Source organism: Kitasatospora sp. NA04385, assembly GCF_013364235.1.
In the GTDB taxonomy this organism is placed as follows: domain Bacteria; phylum Actinomycetota; class Actinomycetes; order Streptomycetales; family Streptomycetaceae; genus Kitasatospora.
The window spans coordinates 6,440,153-6,458,474 of record NZ_CP054919.1; the positions used below are offsets into that span (position 1 = coordinate 6,440,153).

At 74.1% G+C, this 18,322-nt stretch carries 18 protein-coding genes and 3 pseudogenes; 8 read left to right on the forward strand and 13 right to left on the reverse strand.

The annotated features are described in order from the left end of the window. Window positions 1-86: 86 nt before the first annotated feature. From HUT16_RS28530 to HUT16_RS28540, 3 genes and pseudogenes are all read right to left on the reverse strand, one after another. A complete protein-coding gene (locus HUT16_RS28530; protein WP_176190915.1) occupies window positions 87-839 on the reverse strand; it encodes a PIG-L deacetylase family protein in 753 nt (250 codons plus the stop codon). Between the two features lie 89 nt (window positions 840-928). Further along, window positions 929-1,289 (reverse strand): annotated as a pseudogene (locus tag HUT16_RS28535) (IS630 family transposase); the annotation flags it as partial. A 426-nt stretch (window positions 1,290-1,715) separates the two neighbouring features. Next, window positions 1,716-2,246, reverse strand: coding sequence for a transposase family protein (locus HUT16_RS28540; protein WP_254898030.1), 531 nt, complete (start codon window positions 2,244-2,246; stop codon window positions 1,716-1,718). A 1,247-nt stretch (window positions 2,247-3,493) separates the two neighbouring features. Here HUT16_RS28540 and HUT16_RS38665 point away from each other — a divergent pair. Beyond that, a pseudogene (locus tag HUT16_RS38665) lies at window positions 3,494-3,684 on the forward strand (IS5/IS1182 family transposase); the annotation flags it as partial. Here the strand turns inward: HUT16_RS38665 and HUT16_RS28545 are convergent. Beyond that, the gene (locus tag HUT16_RS28545; protein WP_176190917.1) at window positions 3,679-4,149 is read right to left on the reverse strand and encodes a hypothetical protein; all 471 of its coding nucleotides are present in this window, start codon (window positions 4,147-4,149) and stop codon (window positions 3,679-3,681) included. The pseudogene HUT16_RS38665 and the gene HUT16_RS28545 overlap by 6 nt on opposite strands. A 170-nt stretch (window positions 4,150-4,319) precedes the next feature. Further along, window positions 4,320-4,940 carry a TetR/AcrR family transcriptional regulator gene (locus tag HUT16_RS28550; RefSeq protein ID WP_176190918.1) on the reverse strand — a complete coding sequence of 207 codons (621 nt, stop codon included), beginning with the start codon at window positions 4,938-4,940 and terminating at the stop codon, window positions 4,320-4,322. Between the two features lie 111 nt (window positions 4,941-5,051). Here HUT16_RS28550 and HUT16_RS28555 point away from each other — a divergent pair, with 111 nt between their 5' ends. Next, window positions 5,052-6,251 (forward strand): FAD-dependent monooxygenase, encoded by a 1,200-nt coding sequence (locus HUT16_RS28555; protein WP_176190919.1) that lies wholly within the window; start codon window positions 5,052-5,054, stop codon window positions 6,249-6,251. Window positions 6,252-6,374: 123 nt separating this feature from the next. On the opposite strand, the gene HUT16_RS39395 is transcribed toward HUT16_RS28555, so the two are convergent. Then, complete coding sequence (locus HUT16_RS39395; protein WP_176190920.1) at window positions 6,375-6,986, reverse strand: TetR/AcrR family transcriptional regulator; 612 nt, start codon at window positions 6,984-6,986, stop codon at window positions 6,375-6,377. Window positions 6,987-7,077: 91 nt separating this feature from the next. Here HUT16_RS39395 and HUT16_RS28565 point away from each other — a divergent pair, with 91 nt between their 5' ends. Further along, entirely contained in the window at window positions 7,078-8,076 is a 999-nt protein-coding gene (locus HUT16_RS28565; protein WP_176190921.1) for a hypothetical protein, read from the forward strand. A gap of 88 nt (window positions 8,077-8,164) precedes the next feature. On the opposite strand, the gene HUT16_RS28570 is transcribed toward HUT16_RS28565, so the two are convergent. Beyond that, window positions 8,165-9,046 (reverse strand): SAM-dependent methyltransferase, encoded by an 882-nt coding sequence (locus HUT16_RS28570; RefSeq protein WP_254898031.1) that lies wholly within the window; start codon window positions 9,044-9,046, stop codon window positions 8,165-8,167. Then, window positions 9,043-9,693: a cysteine hydrolase family protein gene (locus tag HUT16_RS28575; RefSeq protein ID WP_254898383.1), complete on the reverse strand. Its 651-nt coding sequence runs from the start codon at window positions 9,691-9,693 to the stop codon at window positions 9,043-9,045. The genes HUT16_RS28570 and HUT16_RS28575 overlap by 4 nt, the downstream gene beginning before the upstream one ends. Between HUT16_RS28575 and HUT16_RS39875 the strand changes: the two are divergent. After that, window positions 9,673-9,750 (forward strand): annotated as a pseudogene (locus HUT16_RS39875) (hypothetical protein); the annotation flags it as partial. The gene HUT16_RS28575 and the pseudogene HUT16_RS39875 overlap by 21 nt on opposite strands. A 53-nt stretch (window positions 9,751-9,803) precedes the next feature. Here the strand turns inward: HUT16_RS39875 and HUT16_RS28580 are convergent. After that, a complete protein-coding gene (locus HUT16_RS28580; RefSeq protein ID WP_176190922.1) occupies window positions 9,804-10,910 on the reverse strand; it encodes an isocitrate/isopropylmalate family dehydrogenase in 1,107 nt (368 codons plus the stop codon). Between the two features lie 31 nt (window positions 10,911-10,941). After that, complete coding sequence (locus HUT16_RS28585) at window positions 10,942-11,472, reverse strand: EF-hand domain-containing protein (RefSeq protein WP_176190923.1); 531 nt, start codon at window positions 11,470-11,472, stop codon at window positions 10,942-10,944. Window positions 11,473-11,878: 406 nt separating this feature from the next. On the opposite strand from HUT16_RS28585, the gene HUT16_RS28590 reads away from it, so the two are divergent. Then, a complete protein-coding gene (locus HUT16_RS28590; RefSeq protein ID WP_176190924.1) occupies window positions 11,879-13,315 on the forward strand; it encodes a glyceraldehyde-3-phosphate dehydrogenase in 1,437 nt (478 codons plus the stop codon). Window positions 13,316-13,377: 62 nt separating this feature from the next. On the opposite strand, the gene HUT16_RS28595 is transcribed toward HUT16_RS28590, so the two are convergent. Next, window positions 13,378-14,028: an ABATE domain-containing protein gene (locus HUT16_RS28595; protein ID WP_176190925.1), complete on the reverse strand. Its 651-nt coding sequence runs from the start codon at window positions 14,026-14,028 to the stop codon at window positions 13,378-13,380. A gap of 158 nt (window positions 14,029-14,186) precedes the next feature. Here HUT16_RS28595 and HUT16_RS28600 point away from each other — a divergent pair, with 158 nt between their 5' ends. Next, complete coding sequence (locus HUT16_RS28600; RefSeq protein ID WP_176190926.1) at window positions 14,187-14,753, forward strand: helix-turn-helix domain-containing protein; 567 nt, start codon at window positions 14,187-14,189, stop codon at window positions 14,751-14,753. Between the two features lie 33 nt (window positions 14,754-14,786). On the opposite strand, the gene HUT16_RS28605 is transcribed toward HUT16_RS28600, so the two are convergent. Continuing rightward, the gene (locus HUT16_RS28605; RefSeq protein ID WP_176190927.1) at window positions 14,787-15,698 is read right to left on the reverse strand and encodes a dihydrodipicolinate synthase family protein; all 912 of its coding nucleotides are present in this window, start codon (window positions 15,696-15,698) and stop codon (window positions 14,787-14,789) included. Further along, window positions 15,695-16,567, reverse strand: a complete 873-nt coding sequence (locus tag HUT16_RS28610; protein WP_176190928.1) for an aldolase — start codon at window positions 16,565-16,567, stop codon at window positions 15,695-15,697. Before HUT16_RS28610 ends, HUT16_RS28605 begins: the two co-directional genes overlap by 4 nt. A 251-nt stretch (window positions 16,568-16,818) precedes the next feature. Between HUT16_RS28610 and HUT16_RS28615 the strand changes: the two genes are divergently transcribed. Next, window positions 16,819-17,556 (forward strand): MBL fold metallo-hydrolase, encoded by a 738-nt coding sequence (locus tag HUT16_RS28615; protein WP_176190929.1) that lies wholly within the window; start codon window positions 16,819-16,821, stop codon window positions 17,554-17,556. Window positions 17,557-17,719: 163 nt separating this feature from the next. Further along, window positions 17,720-18,244, forward strand: a complete 525-nt coding sequence (locus HUT16_RS28620) for a hypothetical protein (RefSeq protein WP_176190930.1) — start codon at window positions 17,720-17,722, stop codon at window positions 18,242-18,244. Window positions 18,245-18,322 lie beyond the last annotated feature (78 nt).

An 18,322-nucleotide genomic window follows, 5' to 3' on the forward strand; every position in this document is an offset into this window, starting at 1 on the left:
CACCTTGGCTTCCCGGCAGTGCCGCGTCAAGCCCCCGGCCGGTGGAAACTCCCTGGAAGGCGGGCCCGTCGGCACCCGGCGGCCCGTCAGGCGGACGGTGTGCCAACCTGCCCGGCGGGCAGCGGGTGGCGCTGGTACCACTCCGTCCCCGCCATCCGGGCCCGGTCCGCCGAGGACGCGGCCGCCAGCCGGCCCGGCAGCGCGCCGCGCTCCACCTCCGAGCGGTGCGCGAACACCGCCGCCAACTTGCGCTCCAGCCACGGCGAGACGTCCAACGCCTCCGCCTCCCCGTCCGGCACGGCGTACGCCACCCGCCCGGGGCGCAGCAGCAGCCCGGCCAGCGCGCGGGCCGCCCGCTCCGGGTGGGTGGCCAGTAGCAGCCGTCGCACCCGGACGGGCTCGCCCAGCTCCGGGTACAGGCCGGGCAGCGCGGCGGCCTGCACCGCGAGCACCGTCAGCCGGTGGGTCTGCCGGTGGTCCGGGTGGCCGGTCATCCCGCCGTACGCGTCGTGCGTCACCACCCATTCAGGCCGGAAGGCGCGCACCTCGGCGACCAGCCGCCGCACCGCCTCCTCCAGCGGCGCGTCCAGCAGCCGGGCCGCGCCGGGCGCCGACTCCGGGACCTTGGCGTCCGCGTAACCCAGCAGCCGGGGCGGTCCGGCCCCCAACTCCGCCAGCGCCCGGGCCAGTTCGGGCACCCGATGGGTGCCCTCCGCCCAGGTCGCGGTCACCACGGCCGTCCGCGCCCCCGCCGCCGCGTGCCGGGCCAGCAGCCCGCCCGCCGCCAGCGACTCGTCGTCCGGATGCGCGAACACACCCAGTACGTCGGGCAGTTCCATCCCGCCACCACCTCTCCCGCGCGCGACCCCGCGCGCCCACGACCACGCTAGTGCTGCGACCGGAAACGTTCACCGGGCCGGCGGGGTGGTCAGGCTGCCTGGCCGAGGGGACGTCCGCCGTAGCGGACACCCTTTTCGCTGCGGATACGGGCGCGTTCGCGGCGTTGGGCTTCCAGCAGGTCCGGGGCGCGGGTACGGGTGTTGCGCCAGCACAGGTGGGCGTACAGCGCGCGGGTCCGGACGGTGTGACGGGGGTGGTGGGAGTTCGTGATCGTGAACTGCCGCAGCGGCCCGGAGTGCGCTTCGATCGGGTTGGCCCAGGACGTGCGGGCCGGGGTGAAGCACAGCTCGACCCGGTTGTGACGGGCTCGGCGGATCGAACCCAGCGCAGCCCGGCCGGGTGTGGTCAATGCCCCTGCGGCGGCGATTGACGCCCCAGCGGGTGTCGTTGTCTGCCGGGCGACCCCTTCCAGGGCGTCGATGCCCTGCACCGGGTCGACTTCGTGAGGCAGGAGGGCGCGGTCCGGCGGCCCTGAGCCCGACCGTCGACTCCCCGCGGCCGTCCAGCGCGTCCGGCGGGAGGGGCCGGTCATCGAGGTGGGCGAGCAGGTCGCCGGGGCTGGGGCCGCCCGGGGCGCTGCACCCGCCGAGCAGGGTCATCACCCCCCGGGTCACGTTCACACCGGAGGCCGGCACACGATCGAGCCGGCCTCCGGTGACCAGGAGGTGTCGTCGCCCGCCAGGAAGAGGGCGTCGGCGGTACGCCGGACCGGTGGTAGCGGACCCGAGCAACGGAATGCAGCCCTCCCGCTCATGGTGCTCGCAGGCCACCCCGGCCCAGGGCTTCGGCGTAGTCGGGTGATGTCCGGTTTGTGATCACGCGAGTCCGAGGAGTCCGAGGAGTCCGAGTGGTCTCTGCGGGTCGCGGGCGTTGCGGCGGAGGGCGGCGGTGATGTTCGTGACGCCGGTCCGCTTCAGGGCTCCGACGGCCAGGTTGCGCAAGGTCGCCATCGCGCGTGGCGCACTCGTCTTCTCGCCGACGTCCAACTGGGCCAGGACCGGGCCGGTGGTGTGCGCCATCGCGGCGAGGAGGCGGATCTTGCGGCCATGGGCCTTGGCGGCTCCGCGCAGGCTCTTGCCGTCCACCGCCAGCCCGTGCAAGCCGGCGCTCACGGGTCGGCGGTCTGCGGGCCGGCGGCCGACGGCCCGGTCCAGCGCGTCGGCGTCGATGCGGGCCGGCAGCCGGCGGACCGTCGATTCGGCAGGCAGAAGCCGTTCGGGCACCAGAGGATCGGGGCGGACACCGAGGCGCTCCCGCACCTGGGCCGGGGCGTCGGCGATCCATTCGCCCACCGCCAGAAGCGAGGTCGCCCCGGCCAGCACCGCGCACGCGGTCAGCGCGAGCACGACGGCAGGCGCGTGGCGCACCCCGCGCGGATCACGAGGGTCCGGCACCGCGGCCAATCGCCCCGGCAGCCCCGGAACCCCGGCAGGAGCGACCTCGGGTCGCTCGCGGAGCTGGTCAAGGGCAGGCGGGATCAGAGACGATGCGTCGACAGGCACGGTCTTCCACTTGGATCACGGGGCGTAGAGAACTCCATGATCTTGGAAGCCGTGCCTGCCCGACCCGGGCAGGCATCAGCGACGGGGCCGACGGCACGTAGCATCAGCCTGTGACGAGGACACCGAGGCCAGGAGCCCATTGCCCTGTGTGCGGGCTCGATCAGGGATTCGATCCCTGGGGTTCCGACGGACTGACGCCGTCGTTCGCAATCTGCAGCTGCTGCTTCATCGAGTTCGGCTACGAGGACGCCTCGAATGCGGGGGTCATGACCGCGCGAGCCGCATGGATCGAGGCTGGCTGCCCTTGGCGCGGACCGGTGAGCGAACGCCCGGCGGCGTGGGATCCCCAGGTGCAACTGGTCGACAGCTTGAAGCTGCCGTAAGGCTGGGCCTCGGGCCGGACATCCGTATCCGTGAACGCCTCTCACCCTCTCGAGGCCACATTCACGAATCGGACATCCCGCGACTTCGCCGAAGCCCTGCACCCCGGCCAATGCCGACGTGCACCAGGAGGTGCAAGGAGTGGATTGCCGGCACAAGGGAAACGGACGCAGTGAGCGGTGGTTTGATTCCGTCCGAACCAATATCGTTGAACATCTTGCGCGGAGTCCGGACTCGATCAAGACGCGGTAGCGCGCACTCGCTGAATGCGCCAACGAGCTTGGGAGGGGATCCAGTTGAAGGGCGTTCTGAGTCGGACGAAGAAGCTGATGGCCGTAGGCGTAACGGTGATTGGGGTTCTCGGACTTACCGCGACAACCGCTTTCGCCGGAAGTGCCTACAACTTCGGCGGCACCGTGGCTGGTCCTCATTGTTATGCCTGGATAGTCTCGGATGGCAGCAGCTGGAACTGGGCGGTCGGGGTGACCTCCGGGGCATCCGACTGCATGGTCCAGTTGGAGCAGCGAAACACCTCCAACGGAGGTACGACCTACACCGCATGGGCATACGGCAGCACGAGCCACCTGTACCACAATGACGGAACGCACCAGCTTCGGGTTTTCCTCCGGGAAGGGACCTCCGGTTCCGGTACCCCTGGGGCCTGGGTCAACTAGGACCTGTCGGGCCGATCATGTGACTGTCGCCCGTTCCTGCGCAAGGGATCGAGAGGCGGACGGCCACCGGGTTCGACGAGGAGCGGTACAAGAAGCGCAGCACTGTCGAACGAGCCGCCAATCGGCTCAAGAACTTCCGTGCGGTGGCTACGGGGTGTGACAAGCGCGGCTACGTGTTCCTCGGCACTGCCCCAGCTGCAGCTGTCATCGTGCGGCTCCGCTCATGACCGGCCACTCGCGTTCACGTCGAGTGCGGAAGCCCGGCCGACCGCAGCAAACAGGATGAGAGGCAGCTCCTTGTCGGCCTGGCCGATCGCCAGCGCGAGCCAACGACCGCTGTCGGGGAGCGGCCACACCTGCATGCTCACGGCCTGCTGGCTGAGGTAGTCGAGCGGCTCGGGCACCGGCTCCCCCTCGCAGCCGGCGCTGAGATGCGGTCCGAGGTCCACGACGAACGCACTGCCCCACCGATCCGTCAGGCGTGCCGCCAAGTCGTCGAGGCGGGCCTGCAGTTCGGCTTCGGCCTCGACCCGGGCCTGCCCGTCGTCGTCATCCCAGAAATCCCGACTGACCTGCAGGCCGCGCACATGATGCTCAGGTCCACCGCCCCCGAAGGCGTCGGCATGGGCCACCTCCGGGAACGGCTGCGCGGCCAACGCGTCAATCGTCGAGAGGTGCTCCTCGGTGGTCATGGGCGCAGGCTATGGGACCGCGCAGACAACCTCCGCCGACTCCCCGCGCCCATATCGGCCGGACAGCTCCTAGGCGCTCCCGGGGCGGGGGCGCGGGCCGAAGCGGGTCGGGGCACTCGGACGGGTGCGTCGGGGCGGTCGAGGTATCAGGTCTGCCCGGTCTGCCTGGCCTATCCGGTCTGCTCGGCCTGCCCGGTCTGGTCGGTCTGTTCGGCCTGTTGGGCCCGCTCGCGGGCCGCCCGGATCGCCATGACGTTGTCGGCCAGGCGGGCGGCGTCGGTCGCCGGGTCCATCGGGAAGGAGAGCAGGGCGCGGACGTAGGCCGGGGTGAGGATCAGTTCGAGCAGGTCGGTCCAGGTCAGCACCGTGGTGCCGCTGGCCTCCAGGGTGTCCTGGAGTTGGCGGATCCGGGGTTCGACGAAGTCGAGGCCGTTCTCGACCCGGCCGCCGGTCCGCAGCAGGGCCCGGAAGAAGGCCAGGTGGCCGGGCTCGCGCAGGTCGGTCAGCAGGCGGCCGATCCAGTGGAGCAGGTCGGCCCGCAGGTCGCCGGTGGCGGGCAGCGGGGAGCGGCGGCCCAGTTCCTCCACGACGGTGTCGATGATCAGCCCGTCGGCGGTCCGCCAGCGGCGGTAGATGGTGGCCACGTGCACGCCGGAGCGGGCCGCGACCTCGGCGATCTCCACGGTGCCGTCGGCGGACTCGGCCAGCAGTTCGCGGGTGGCCGCGTGGACGGCCTCCCTGGTGCGGGCCGTCCGCCCGCCGGGTCGGGAGGTTCCGGTTGCTTGCGTCACTCCGCCAGCTTATCGCGAATCTGTTGCGTTAGTGAGTGGCGACGTGCCAAGCTAAATGCGAAAGATTCGCGTCAGTGCGAATCCGGTGGTCGAGGTGAACGGGAGGGCGCCATGGCGCGGGTACTGGTGGTGGGCGGCGGGATCGCGGGGGACGCGCTCGCACTGATGCTGGAGCGGGCCGGCTGGGCGGTCACCGTCGCCGAGATCGCCCCGGCGCCGCGGACCGGCGGGCAGACCGTCGACCTGCGCGGCGACTGCCGCCGGGTGCTCGACGAACTCGGGCTGCTCCCGGCCGCGTTGGCCTGCCTGGTGCCGCAGGCCGGGGCGGCCTGGATCGACGAGCGGGAGCGGCGGCTGGCCGAGATGCCGGTGACCGCCTTCGACGGGCGCGGCTACGTCTCCGCGGAGGAGCTGCTCCGCAGCGACCTGGCCCGCATCCTCCACCGGGCGGCCGGGCCGGGCGTCACGCACCGCTTCGGCGAGACCGTCGAGGCGCTGGAGGACGTCCCGACCGGCGTGCTGGCCCGGTTCCGCAGCGGCGGGGCGGAGGAGTTCGACCTGGTGGTCGGTGCCGACGGCGCGCACTCGAAGGTCCGCGCGCTGCGCTTCGGTCCGGAGCAGCGCTACCGCAGGCCGCTCGGCCTGGCGCACGCCTGGTTCACCCTGCGCGAGCAGCCCGGCACGCCGCGGCTGGACGGCTGGTTCCTGACCCACAACGCGTCCGGCCGCCGGAGCGTGGCGGCCCGGCCGGGGCGGGCCGGCGAGCAGGAGATCGGGCTGACCTTCGCCGCCGACGCGCTGCCGCCCCGGCGGGACCGCGAGGCCCGGTTCGCCCTGCTGGAGCGCACCTTCGCCGACGTCGGCTGGCGCACCCGGGAGTTCCTGGCCGCCGCCCGGCAGGCCGAGGACTTCGCCCTGGACACCTACGACCAGGTGCACGTGCCGAGTTGGCACGACGGCCGGGTGGTGCTGCTCGGCGACAGCGCCTGGTGCGCGAGCCCGCTCAGCGGCCTCGGCACGGCACTGGCCCTGCGCGGCGCCGCCGAACTGGCCGCCGCCCTGGACGCGGCCGGGGCCCTCGCCGACCCCGGCCGGCTGCCCGCCGCGCTCGCCGCCTTCGAGCGGACGATGCGCCCGCGGACCGCCTCGGCCCAGCAGTTGCCGCCCGGACGGGTCGCCGCGGCGGCGCCGAAGACGGCGCTCGGCATCCGGGTCAACGCGCTGGCGATGCGCACCCTCCAGGCCCGGCCGCTGCGCCCGCTGATCCGCCGGGCGATGGCGGGCACCGAGCACGGCCGCGACGCGGCGTAGGTGGAGCGCCCTCGGGCGGGCGGTGGGCGGTGGGCGGCGGGCGTTCGTGCGGTGGGCGGTGGGCGGTGGGCGGCGGGCGTTCGTGCGGCGGACCCGGGCCCGGGCGGCGGGCGGCGCCGGGGCTCAGGCGGTGCCGGGCGCGGCGCAGGCGCAGAGCGGGGCGAAGGCGCGGGTGGTGGCCGCGGCGAGGTCGGCGGCGACGGCGGTGGGCGGGTCGCCGGCCAGGACGCGGCGGCGGAGTTCGCGCAGGACGGCGCGGTGCAGGCCGGTCAGGGTGCCGGCCAGCAGGGGGGCGTCGGCGGGGTGGCGGGTGGTGAGGGCGGCGGCCAGGGCGGCTTCGACGCGTTCGCCGATCTCGCGTTCGCGGGCGCGCAGCGCGGGGCTGGCCTCGACGGTGCGGAAGAAGGCGGCGGAGTCGGGGGCGAGGCCGATCGCGGGGTCGGCCCGGCGCAGGGCGGCGCACAGGTCGTCGCGGACGGCCGCGGCGGGGCAGCAGGCGGTGGCCGGGAGCGGGTCGACCAGGGCGGCGAGGTGCCGTTCGACCTCGTCCTGCCGGTCGAAGAACAGGTCCTCCTTGGCCGGGAAGTAGTTGAACACCGTGTTGGTGGAGACGCCGGCGTGCCGGGCGATCTCGGCGACGGTGACCCGGTCGAAGCCGTGCGCCAGGAAGAGCGGCAGCGCGGTGTCCGCGATGGCGGTGCGGGTCTGCTGCTTCTTGGTCTCGCGAAGGCCCATGCGCCCATCCTACGGAATGACGACGGAATGATAGGGTCACTGAAAAATTGGTGTCACGCCAAGTTTTTCCGACGGTGACGAGGAGAGCGAAATGGCTTACCGGAGACGGGAGTTCACCTTCGGCATCTACCCGGGCGGGCTGCTCGGCGACGAACACGGCCTGGCCCACCCCGTCCGCCCCGACGACCCGGCGCGGATCGCCGGGGCGCTCGACCTGCTACAGGGTGCGGAACCCGGCTTCCGGGTGCGGGTCTACCGCTCCTTCGCCGCCACCGTCCCCGCGCCGCCGCAGACCCCCGACGGCTGGGAGGCGTACCTGCGGCGGCCCGGGCGGCGGGTCGACCTGGTGCTCCAGTTCCGCGAGCCGACCGGTTCCCTGGCGGGCTGGGAGGCGTACGTGCGGGGCCAGGTGCGCGAACTCGGCGACCGGCTCGGCTCGGTGCAGGTCTGCGAGGAGCCCAACGCCGACCTGCCGGTGCTGGACGGCAGCGTCCCGAACGTGCTGGCCGCGCTGGTGGCGGGGGTGGTCGCCGCCAAGGACGAGGTGCGCGCGCTCGGGCTGGACGCCGCCGTCGGCTTCAACGCCGTCCCCAGCCTCGACCCGGACGCCGCCTTCTGGTCCGACCTGGGCAGGCTCGCCGACGACCGCTTCCGGGACGCGCTCGACTACGTCGGCCTGGACTGCTTCCCGGACGTCTTCCGGCCCGTCCCCGCCGACCGGCTCGCCGAGGTCACCGGCTGGCTGCTGGACACCTTCCGGCACACCGACCTGCCGAAGGCGGGCATCCCCGCCGGAGTCCCGGTCCGGATCTGCGAGAACGGCTGGCCGACCGGCCCCGGCCGCGCCGAGGCCGACCAGGCCCGGGCCCTGGAGACGGTGATCCGCACCGTCGCCGACCGGGCCGGGGAGCTCGGCATCGACGGCTACGCGCTGTTCGCGCTGCGCGACGCGGACAGCGCCGGGACGAGCCCGTTCCAGCACTTCGGGCTGCTGCGCGACGACCACACGCCCAAGCCCGCGTTCGACACCTACCGCCGCCTGATCGCCGAACTCGGGCCCGTGCTGCGGGGGTTGACGGACGACGCCTGACCGGGCCGACCGGACGGCCGGACGACCGGACGGCCGGGGAAGCGGCGGGGGCCGTCGGCCGCCGGCGGCCGATCGGCGGCCCGACCGGTCAGGACGGGCCCGGCCGCTTCACCCCCGTCACCCAGCGGTTGGCGGCGAGTGCGTCGTGCGGCTCCGGGCGGAGGGCGCCGGAGGAGTACGCGAAGGGGGTGCTGACGGTGATGGCCCAGCCGAGGCCGGTCAGGGCGGCGGCGGTGTCGGGGCGCGGGCCGGGGGCGAACAGGGCCAGCAGGTCGATGCCGAGCCGCTCGCGGGCCGCCGTGTAGACGGGGGAGGCGCGGACGGCGGGCGACTCCAGGCCGGTCTTGACCTCGTACGCGAGGGTGCTGCCGGGGGCGCTCAGACCGTCCAGCGCGGTGACGACGGCGAGTTCGCCCTCGGCCGGGAGGTACGGGAACAGGCCCTCGGCGAGCCAGGCCACCGGCCGGGCCGGGTCGAGCCCGGCGGCGGTCAGCGCGCCCGTCCAGTCCGCCCGCAGGTCGACCGGGACGGTGCGGCGCCCGGCGAGCGGGACGGCGCCGATGTCGTCCAGCACCCGCTGTTTGAAGCCGAGCACCTCGGGGCGGTCCAGCTCCCAGACGGTGGTGCCGGTCGGCCACGGCAGCCGGTGGGCCCGGCTGTCCAGGCCGGCGCCGAGCAGCACCACCTGCCGGACACCGGCCGACGCCGCGTCGAGCAGGTGGTTGTCCAACACCCTGGTCCGCAGGGCGAAGTAGCCGGCCAGCCGCCCCCACACCGGGTCGTCGGGGGAGACCAGGGCCGGGTCGTCGGGCCAGTCGGCGCAGCCCGGCGAGGCGCGGACGAAGTGCTCGGCGAACGGGTCGACGGCCAGCGCCCCGGCCCGACGGGCCTCCAGCGCACGGGCGTTGGCGACCAGCAGGGCGGTCCGGCCGACGCCCGCCTCCACCCCGGGGGCGTCGGTGGCGGTCACCGCCGCACCTCCGCGGCGCGGCTCTGCTCGAACGCGTCGCCCTCGAACGCGTCGCCCGTGAACGCCTCGTCGGTGAACGCCTCGTCCGCGAAGGGCTTCCGGTCGAGGTCGGTGACGCGCGCGCCGTACACCCGGGCCATGAAGCGCAGGACGTCGGCGTCGGCCAGGTGCAGCGCGGTGGTGCAGTCGCGCAGCACGGTGAGGTGGAAGCCGCGCTGGAAGGCGGTGCGGGCGGTGGAGTCCACGCAGACGTCGGTGAACAGGCCCGCCAGCACGAGGTGGTGGACGCCGCGGCGGCGCAGGTGCGGTTCGAGTTCCGGGTCCTGGAAGGCGTCGAAGCAGGCGCGCTTGGTGAACACCGCCTCGTCCGGACGGGGCCGGACGCCGTGGAACTCGGCCCCCGGACTGCCCTCCAGGCACTTGGGGCGCTTGCCGAGCCGGGCGTCCCGCCGCCGCCAGGCCGCCCCCTGGTGGGCGACGTCGCCGAGGAAGCGGACGAACAGCACCTCGACGCCCGACTCCCGGGCCAGTTCCACCGCGCGGACGCTGTTGGCGGCGGCCCGGGTGAGCAGCGCCGGGTCGCCGGGGAAGCGGGCGGCGGCGACCTCGCCCGCGCAGAAGTCGTTCTGCAGGTCGACCACGAGCAGGGCCGTCCGGCCCGCCTCCGCCGTGCCCGCTTCCGCCGTGCCCGCCTCCGCCGTGCCCGCTTCCGCCGTGCCCGCCTCCGCCGTGCCCGCTTCCGGCACGGCCGCGCCGCTCACCGGGACACCGCCCCGACCGCGCCGACCGCCTCGGCCGCCGGGGTCGGGCCGGGCACGGTCGTCCCCGCGAGGGCGGCGAGCACCGCGTCCACCACCTCGGTGGTCCCCGCCGTCCCGCCGAGATCGGGGGTGCGGACGCCGCGGGCCTGCGCGGCCGCGATCGCGGCCTCGACCTCGGCCTCCGCGCCGGGGCAGTCGGCGTGCCGCTCGGCGATCCGGGCGGCGGCCCGGATGGTGGCGACCGGGTTGACCAGGTCGCGGCCGGCCAGGTCGTCGGCCGAGCCGTGCACGGTCTGGTACTCGGTGAGACCGTTCAGCGCCGGGTGCAGGTGGACGTTCTCGGTGCAGCGGTTCTCCTGCCGTTCCGAGCCGTACCGGTCGAGCAGGACGACGTGCATGATGTCGGCCCACTCGTTCCCGGCGACCAGCAGGGTGCGGTCCTCGGGGCCGTGCGCGATCAGGTTGCGGTTGACGGTGTCGGGCTGGAACGGGGTGACGTCCAGGCCGAGTTCGGCGGACAGGCCCTGCGCCCAGTCGTCCAGCGCCCCGTCCAGCAGGTGGTACTTGTAGGCGAGCACCACCCGGGCCGGGCCCTCGGGCCAGCACTGCCGGGCGCGGTCCACCGCGTAGCGCACCACCTGTTCGGTGACGGCGCGGCTGAACTCGGTGGTGCGCACCACCCGGCCGGGGGTGTGCCGGTTCTCGCCGGTGTAGAAGCCCTGGGCCTGGTCGCGGACCAGCAGCAGCCGCGCCGCACCGGCGGTGAGCGGCTCGACCTTGACGGCGGCCAGCCGCTGCCGGACCAGGTACAGCGACTGGGCGTTGATCGCGGTGCGGAACACCGCCCGGGCGCCGGCCGCCGCCTGCTCGCGGCAGAAGTGCTCGTAGTGCGCGGCGTCCTGCTCGGTGACCGCGGCGATCTCCGCGGTGCCGGCCGCCTCGGCGCGCAGCGACACGTACGAGTGGTAGAGCCGCGGTGACCGCTCCACCCGGACCCGGGTGCCGTGCCGGCCGGTGATCCGGTCGAGCACCCGCTCGAAGACGGGGGCGAGGTCCGGGCCGGTGCCCCGGCCGACGGCGAGGGCGATGAGTGGTGCGGTCACTGCGGGACTCCTGGGAGGGGAAGGGGCGGGGTCAGGCGGACTGCGGGAGCAGCCGGTCGCCGGGGATGCCGGACTTCTCGGGCGCGTAGTAGTCCCGGATGCCCTCGGCCCACGCCGCGACGGTGATCCGGTCCTGCCCGTCCGGGCCGAAGGCGTCGAACAGCGCCTCGGTCCCGGCCTTGTCGAAGCCGATCGCCAGCATCAGGTCGAGGAACCGGGGACGCTCGATCAGGCCGTCCCGGTCCGGGTCGCCGAGCGCGGCGAGCGCGTCGGCGAAGGCCGCGGCGGTGGCGCCGAACAGCTCGGGGTTCAGCACGAAGCCGCGGAACTCCGCGGGGCTGATCACCCCGTCGCCGTTCTCGTCCAGCGTCTCGGACAGCACCTGCCAGTAGCGGGCCAGGCTGTCGGCGAGCGCCTGCCGGTCGGCGGCGGGCGAGTCGTCGGCCACCGCGAGCACCCGCGCGGTCATCAGGTCGAAGTCGTCCGCGTCGAGCACCCCGTTGCCGTTGGCGTCGAACAGGGTGAACACCAATGCCACCCGCTGGTGCGCCTCGTGTCCCATGGGAGGGTCGTCCCTTCGTCGGCGGCGGGTCCGGCACCGGTGCGGCCGGGCCCGTCCGGGACCACTCTGCGGGCGGTCCGGACCGCGGGACCGGAAAACTGGCGCACCGTCACCCACCGGAGTGACGAACGCGACGCGGGTGACGTTGGTCACGCCCGGTGGTCGGCGCGGCCGGGCCCGACGCGCCGTCAGGTCCGGCCCGGAGCAGCGCGGAAGCGGCGGGCGGGCGGGCCGGATGTGGCCGCCGTCACGTCCGCCGGGCCCGTCCGGGGCGAACCACCGCTGGTCAGCGGGGGGACCGGCCCCGGGGCGGTCCGGGCGCCGTGGCTAGCATGGGGCGCGACCAAGCTCGGCCAACCCTCAGATCGGCCTGCCCTCAGCTCGGCCTACCCTCGAAAGTTGAATTGTGACTGTCAACGACGACGTGTTCACGGACTGGAAGAACCGCGAGGAACTCGCGGAGACGATGATCCCGATCATCGGGCGGCTCCACCGCGAGCGGGACGTCACCATCCTGCTGCACAGCCGTTCCCTGGTGAACAAGTCGGTGGTCAGCATCCTGAAGACGCACCGCTTCGCCCGCCAGATCGCCGGCGAGGAGCTCTCGATCACCGAGACCTTCCCCTTCCTCCAGGCCCTCTCCTCGCTCGACCTCGGCCCGTCCCAGATCGACCTGGGCCTGCTCGCCGAGGCCCACCGCGCCGACGACCGCGGCCTGTCCCCGGCGGAGTTCACCGCCGAGGCGGTGGCGGGCGCGACCGGCGCCCACAAGATCGAGCGCCAGGCCCCGCGCGACGTGGTGCTGTACGGCTTCGGCCGGATCGGCCGCCTGCTCGCCCGCCTGCTGGTCGAGAAGGCCGGCGGCCTGCGGCTGCGCGCCATCGTGGTCCGCAACGGCGGCGGCGACGACCTGGTCAAGCGCGCCTCGCTGCTGCGCCGCGACTCCATCCACGGCCAGTTCCAGGGCACCATCACCGTGGACGAGGCGACCAACACCATCGTCGCCAACGGCAACGCGATCCAGGTCATCTACTCCGACGACCCCGGCGAGGTGGACTACACCGCGTACGGGATCGACAACGCCATCCTGATCGACAACACCGGCCGCTGGCGCGACCGCGAGGGGCTCTCCCGGCACCTGCGCCCCGGCATCGCCAAGGTGGTCCTGACCGCCCCGGGCAAGGGCGACGTCCCGAACATCGTGCACGGCGTCAACCACGACACCGTCAAGCCGGACGAGCGGATCATCTCCTGCGCGTCCTGCACCACCAACGCGATCGTGCCGCCGCTGAAGGCGATGGACGAGGCGTACGGGGTGCTGCGCGGCCACGTGGAGACCGTCCACTCGTTCACCAACGACCAGAACCTGCTGGACAACTACCACAAGGCCGACCGCCGCGGCCGCTCCGCGCCGCTCAACATGGTGATCACCGAGACCGGTGCCGCCTCGGCCGTCGCCAAGGCGCTCCCGGAGCTGCGGGCGAAGATCACCGGCAGCTCGATCCGCGTCCCCGTGCCGGACGTCTCGATCGCCATCCTCAACCTCCAGCTGGCCCGGGAGACCACCCGCGAGGACGTCCTGGAGCACCTGCGGGGGGTCTCGCTGACCTCCCCGCTCAAGCGGCAGATCGACTTCATCGACTCGCCCGACGCGGTCTCCAGCGACTTCATCGGCTCCCGGCACGCCTCGATCGTGGACGCGGGCGCGACCAAGGTCGAGGGCGACAACGCGATCCTGTACCTGTGGTACGACAACGAGTTCGGCTACTCCTGCCAGGTCGTCCGGGTCGTCCAGCACGTCTCCGGCGTCGAGTACCCGACCTTCCCGGCCGCGACGCGCTGACGTCGCGCGGTTCCCGGGCCCCGGCCGGTCGGCCGGGGCCCTCGCCGTTCTCCGGCGCTACGTCAACTGCCGCTCTCCGCACGCTTCCTGGCGTAGGCGCGGGCCGCCCGGACGCGGTCCCCGCAGCGGGTCGAGCACCAGTGCCGGGCCGCGTGGGTGCGGACGTAGAACCGGCTGCACGGGGTGCCGCCGCAGCGGGCCAGCCGCTCGGCGTCCGGGCCGGTCAGCAGGTCGGCGGCGTCGGCGGCCAGCCGGGCCATCGCCCGGTCGGCGATCCGGTCGGCCGGGTGCGGCAGGCTGCGGTGCAGGCCCCGCTCGGCGTCCCAGCACAGCAGCGGCACCGCCGGGGCCGCCGTCAGCGCCTCGTTCACCGCCGCCAGCGCCCCGGGCGGCGCGGGCCGCCCGGCCGTCCGGGCGGCCAGCAGCTCGCGCACCGCGCCCCGGAACACCCGCAGCCGCACGGCGCACGGCTCCAGCACCCGTCCCGCTTCCGGCGCGAGGCCGTGCTCCACCAGCCAGGCCGAGGCCGCCGCCGGCTCGCCCAGCAGGTCCAGCGGCCCGCCCGGCAGGGTCAGCAGCGAGTTCGCGAAGTCCAGCGCCGGGTACTGCTCGGCCCCGGGCGCGGGCGCGGGCGCGGGCGCGGGCGCGGGCGCGGGCGGTGGCGGTGGTGGTGCGGCGGGGCCGGTCGGGGCGGGGGTGGTGCGCTGGCTCATGCCCCTCATGGTAAACGCATGCGTTGCCCGTGAGGAGGGGTGTGCGGGGGCATCCGGTCCGCCCGGCGCCGACGGACGGGATGGCCGACGGGCGGGATGGTCGACGGGCGGGATGGGAGAATGGGCGGCATCGACGGAGCAAGGGGTACGTGATTCGGATGGCCGGCCGACTGAGGGCGTTGCGCACGCAGAACCGACTCAGCCTGGAGGCACTGGCCGCGCAGGTCGGGGTGACCAAGAGCTACCTGTCGAAGGTGGAGCGGGGGCTCAGCGAGCCGTCGATCTCCACCGCGCTGAAGCTGGCGCAGGCGCTCGGGGTCGAGGTCGGGCGGCTCTTCTCGGACGAGGTCGAACCCGAGCTGGTCACGGTGGTCCGGGCCGGTGAGCGGACGCCGCTGGGCGGGCCGGAGGGGTCGCGCTACGAGGGCATCGCCGCGGCGCTGCCGGGCAAGCAGATGGTGCCCTTCATGATGTACCCGCCGCTGGACGGACCGGCGGAGGCGTTCAAGTCGCACCGCGGCGAGGAGTTCCTGTTCGTGCATGCGGGCAACGCCGAACTGGAGTTCCCGGACCGGACGGTGGGCCTCGGCCCGGGCGACAGCGTGTACTTCAACGCCGCCGTGCCGCACCGCTGCCGCAGCACCGGCGGGCGGGCGGCGGAGATCCTGGTGGTGATCCACGACGAGCCGGGCGCCGCGGACGGCCGCGTCCCGACCCTGCCGTGAAGGGCGGGGCCGGGAAGGCGGTTTGACGGACCGTCAGGCGGCCTGCGGGGCGCCGACCTCGTCGATCTCCCGCAGCAGGGCGGCGAGTTGCCCGCTGCGGGCGTCGTCCAGCGGGAGCAGCGGCGGGCGCGGCGCCCCGGCCGGGGTGCCGCGCAGGGCGAGTCCGGCCTTGACGGTGGTGGGCAGCCCGCCGGTCACGAGGAACTGCAGCAGCGGCAGCAGACGGCCGAACACCTCGCGGGCGGCGGCGAGTTCGCCGGAGCGGACGGCCCGGTGCAGGGCGAGCACCTGCTCCGGGGCCAGGCAGGCGGCGGCGGTGCACCAGCCGGCCGCGCCCGCGACGAACGCGGGCAGCGCGAGCGGGTTGCTGCCGTTGTAGAACGGCAGTTCGCCGCCGGAGAGCTGGGCGAGCCGGTGCATCCGCTGGAGGTCGCCGCTGCTCTCCTTGACCATGGTGATGTTCTCCACCGATTCGACCAGGCCCACGAGTTGCTCGGGAGAGAGGTCGATCCCGGCGGTGGCGGGGTTGTTGTAGACCATCACCTCGATGCCGACCGCGTCCGCGACCTCGGTGAAGTGCCGGGCCACCTCGCGTTCGCTCAGCCGCCAGTACGACAGCGGCAGCACCATCACGGCGTCGGCGCCCGCCCGTTCGGCGAAGCGGGCGCGCTCCACCGCGCCCCGGGTGGTGAGTTCGGCGATGCCGACCACGGTGGGGACCCGGCCGGCGACCGCACCGACGGCGGTCTCGGCGGCGGTGCGCCACTCCGCGTCGCCCAGGTAGGCGCTCTCGCCGGTGGAGCCGAGCGGGGCGACGGCGTGCACCCCGGAGTCGACCAGCCGGTCGACCAGGGCGGCCAGGCGGACGGTGTCCACGCCGCCGTCCACCGGGTCGAAGGGGGTGACGGGGTAGGCGATCACGCCGTCCAGGGCGAGCTTGCTCAACGGGGGCCGTCCTCGGGGGAGTCGGTGGCGGTGGCGGTGGCGGTGGTGCTGCTGGCGGTGGTGGCGGTGGTGCCGGTGGGCGGGGTGGTCAGCGCGTCGCCGTGGCCGGCCCGCAGGGCGCGGCGGACGTAGTAGGCGAAGTTGGCCTGGCTGCGCTTGGGGGTGGAGGTCCAGTCGTGGGCCTCCCGGGCGAGCAGGTCGGGGATCTCCTGGATCCGGCCGGAGGCGGAGGCCAGCAGTTGCAGCCGGGCGGCCCGTTCGAACAGCACGGCGAGGGTGCAGGACTCCTCGACGCTGGCCGTGGCGACCAGCTGCCCGTGGTGGGCGAGCAGCAGGGCGCGCTTGTCGCCGAGCGCGGCGGAGATCAGCTCGCCCTCCTCGTTGCCGACCGGGATGCCGGGCCACTTCTCCAGGAACGCGCAGTCGTCGTACAGCGGGCACAGGTCCATGTGCGAGACCACCAGGGGGGTTTCCAGCATGGACAGCGCCGAGATGTGCGGCGGGTGGGTGTGGATGATGCAGTTGACGTCGGGGCGGGCCCGGTAGACCCAGGAGTGGAAGCGGTTGGCGGGGTTGGCCATGCCCTCGCCCGCCAGCACGTCGAGGTCCTCGTCGACCAGCAGCAGGTTGTCCTCGGTGATCTCGTCGAAGCCGAGGCCCAGGCGCTGCGTCCAGTAGGTGCCGGGCCGTTCGGCGCGGGCGGTGATCTGCCCGGCGAGGCCGGAGTCGTGCCCGGCGTCGAACAGGATCCGGCAGGTGAGGGCGAGCTTCTGGCGGATCGACCAGTCCCCGTCCGGGATGGCGGTGCGCATCCGCTGCTGGGCGAGGTCGACCAGGGCGGATTTGGGCGTGGCGAAGCTGTCGGCCATGTCCGGGGGCCTCCTTCGTGGGTTCGGCGATGCCCTGAACACTGAGTTCACTATAGGACACCTCGTGTCCTCTGGTCGATGGGGGGCTCTCGGGGTTGATATGTCGACTGGTCGACGAGGCGGGTGGATTGACGGGCCATCGGGGCGACTTCACGGGAAAGCTTGCGGTTCTCCGTGAGGGATCGCTAGATTCTCCTCACGGAGAAAGTTTCAATTCCCCATGAGGGGATTGCCGATTCGCGAGGTGTGCCATGACCGCCGTCCCCACCGTCCAGGTCTTCGGAGGCCCTACCGCCCTGATCGAGTACGGCGGCCTGCGCCTGCTCACCGACCCCACCTTCGACGCCCCCGGCGACTACCCGCGCGGCGACGGCCGGTTCCTCACCAAGACGCTCCCGGGCACCGTCGCCCCCGCCGACCTCGGCCCGGTCGACGCCGTCCTGCTCTCGCACGACGAGCACCCCGACAACCTCGACCACGGCGGCCGGGCGTTCCTCGCGGACGTCCCGCTCACCCTCACCACCCGCGGCGGCGCCCAGCGGCTCGGCGGCACCGCGCGCGGCCTCGCCCCCGGGGAGAGCGTCGAACTGGGCGCCGTCACCGTCACCGCCGTCCCCGCCCAGCACGGCCCCGACGGCAGCGAACCGCTGGTCGGCGAGGTCATCGGCTTCGTGCTGACCGGCCCCGGCCTGCCCGTGGTCTACGTCAGCGGCGACAACGCCTCGCTGGAGGTGGTCGAGCGGATCGCCGAACGCTTCGGCCCCGTCGACACCGCCGTCCTGTTCGCCGGCGGCGCCCGCGCGGGCATCTTCGACAACGCCCTGCTCACCCTGGACAGCGCCCGCGCCGCCGAAGCCGCCCGCGTCCTCGGCGCCCGCCGGGTCGTCCCCGTCCACTACGACAGCTGGGCCCACTTCACCGAGGGCCGCGAACCGCTGCTCGCCGCCTTCGCCGCGGCCGGCCTCGCGGACGTCCTCGAACTGCGCTGACCGCGCTGGACGCGCTGACCGTGCTGACCGCGCTGACCGCGCCGACTGCGCTGACCGCGCCGGACGTTGAGATCGTTTCGGTACCGTCCGCTGTCCCCGCCGTCACGGGCCGCCCCTACCGTGGGTCCGGTCCGGCGTGCGCCCGGGCCGACGAGGAGGGGACATGGGACCGGGGGGACGGGGGTCGGCGCTCCGGCGTCGGGGCGGAGTCCTCGGGGCGGGGCTCGCGCTGGCCGCGACCTCGGCCTGCACGGCCGGGCAGGACGGCGCGGCGGGCCTGTCGATGACCGAGGACGGGCACCCGATCGGCGTGCTGGCGCTCTGCGGGCGGGAGATGGCCGCCGTGAACCTCGACACGACCGTCGCCGGACAGGACGGCCGGTTCGGCACCTGGACGCCCGCGGACCCCCTCGACTCCGGCACCACCACCTGGCGCCTGGACGGACCCGCCGAGGGTTGGAGCGCCACCGCCTACGTCGGCGCCCTCGACCCCGGCACCGGCTACCGGCTCTACGCCCACAGCGCGGACAACGGCTGGTACACCACCGAGGTCTCCTTCACGGCCGCCGACCTGGACGGACTCGCCCCCGGAACCGTCCGCTACGACCGCACCGAGCCCGACGGCAGCACCACCACGGTCGTCGCCCCGCTCGCCCGGTTCACCGCCGAAGCCTGCCGGAAGCGCTGACCGGGCGGCCCGAGCCCGGCGGCCCGGCCCGATCCCGCCGACTCCGACCCTGGCCCGATCCCGCCGACTCCGGCTCCG

Bases quoted from the DNA above. Each gene is read 5' to 3' on its own strand.
- HUT16_RS28620 (WP_176190930.1), top strand. From the start codon at position 17,720: ATGGGACCGGGGGGACGGGGGTCGGCGCTCCGGCGTCGGGGCGGAGTC.
- HUT16_RS28585 (WP_176190923.1), bottom strand. From the start codon at position 11,472: ATGGGACACGAGGCGCACCAGCGGGTGGCATTGGTGTTCACCCTGTTC.
- HUT16_RS39395 (WP_176190920.1), bottom strand. From the start codon at position 6,986: ATGGGCCTTCGCGAGACCAAGAAGCAGCAGACCCGCACCGCCATCGCG.
- HUT16_RS28530 (WP_176190915.1), bottom strand. From the start codon at position 839: ATGGAACTGCCCGACGTACTGGGTGTGTTCGCGCATCCGGACGACGAG.
- HUT16_RS28595 (WP_176190925.1), bottom strand. From the start codon at position 14,028: ATGAGCCAGCGCACCACCCCCGCCCCGACCGGCCCCGCCGCACCACCA.
- HUT16_RS28600 (WP_176190926.1), top strand. From the start codon at position 14,187: ATGGCCGGCCGACTGAGGGCGTTGCGCACGCAGAACCGACTCAGCCTG.
- HUT16_RS28615 (WP_176190929.1), top strand. From the start codon at position 16,819: ATGACCGCCGTCCCCACCGTCCAGGTCTTCGGAGGCCCTACCGCCCTG.
- HUT16_RS28610 (WP_176190928.1), bottom strand. From the start codon at position 16,567: ATGGCCGACAGCTTCGCCACGCCCAAATCCGCCCTGGTCGACCTCGCC.
- HUT16_RS28545 (WP_176190917.1), bottom strand. From the start codon at position 4,149: ATGACCACCGAGGAGCACCTCTCGACGATTGACGCGTTGGCCGCGCAG.
- HUT16_RS28555 (WP_176190919.1), top strand. From the start codon at position 5,052: ATGGCGCGGGTACTGGTGGTGGGCGGCGGGATCGCGGGGGACGCGCTC.
- HUT16_RS28565 (WP_176190921.1), top strand. From the start codon at position 7,078: ATGGCTTACCGGAGACGGGAGTTCACCTTCGGCATCTACCCGGGCGGG.